The sequence below is a fragment of the Companilactobacillus halodurans genome, from assembly GCF_009600985.1.
Lineage (GTDB): Bacteria > Bacillota > Bacilli > Lactobacillales > Lactobacillaceae > Companilactobacillus > Companilactobacillus halodurans.
The window spans coordinates 1-1059 of the sequence record NZ_VDFP01000266.1; the positions used below are offsets into that span (position 1 = coordinate 1).

Annotated in this window: 1 protein-coding gene and 1 pseudogene; both read left to right on the forward strand. The window is 33.2% G+C overall.

Features of this window, described 5'->3' with window-relative positions:
• Positions 1 to 340, forward strand: a pseudogene (locus FHL06_RS14070) (type 1 glutamine amidotransferase); the annotation flags it as partial.
• Positions 341 to 407: 67 nt separating this feature from the next.
• A partial coding sequence (locus FHL06_RS14075; RefSeq protein WP_153387287.1) for a hypothetical protein occupies positions 408 to 1059 on the forward strand: 652 nt, incomplete at its 3' end.

Sequence of the window (1059 nt, forward strand, 5' to 3'; positions counted from 1 at the left end):
TATCCAAGGCCTTGATATCCTACCTTTCCATACCGTCTACAAAGCTGACAGTCGTATGATTGGTGACACAGAATATAAGACTGAATGGGGAACTGTTCGTGCTTTCGAAAACCATAGTGGTAGAACCTATTTCGACGATAAAACTATGCTAAAACCATTTGGAAAGATGATTGAAGGTTATGGTAATAACCCTGATGAAAAACAAGAAGGTATGCGTTACAAGAACGTTATTGGAAGTTATTCACACGGACCAATTTTAAAAAATGAAAACGTTGCTCGTGCAATTGCTGATAAAATTATTGCTTCCCACAAAGAACGACTAGCTCAAAAAGTTAAATAAAAGCATTTCTACTTCGACTATCTTAATTTATACTAAGATAGTCATTTTATTTATAAAGGGGACTACTTTGAAAAATAAAGAAAAAGTTTTTTTAGCTATTTCTGATATTCTTATTTTTGTAATTTTAACTTATCCTATCCTAAAAGGTGGAGTTGTTGGTGGTTACGATCCTGGTTTCCATATGGCTCGTATAAGTACATTAGCATCGAACATCTCTCACGGTCATTTTCCTAATCCTATCGGTTTTGAGTATCTTGATAAGTTAGGATACGGTGTGGGATTCTTCTATGGGAATTTTCTACTTTATCCCTTTGCCATTGTCAACGCCTTAGGATTAAGCAGTTATCATTCTTATCTACTATTTCTTTTTGTATTTGCTGCTTTAAATATCTTCTCAATTAATTTTGTTGTTAACAAATTATTCAATAATGCTTGGGCTACAATTGTATCTGCACCAATTTACCTTAGTTCCTATTACTTCTATGGTGTTATCTATATGCGAGCCGCCGCAGGTGAACTAATTGCCTTTGCATTAATTCCCTGGATATTACTAAGTACTTTTAAATTAGTAAAGGGGCATACGAATTATTGGCCCATGCTTTCGATATCCTTAGGTTTATTGTTTGTTTCTCATATCTTGTCATTTTTAATCACCTTAGGAACTGTTTTAATAATTTTTATTATGAACATTATCCCAGTTTTCAAAAACAAAAAGATAT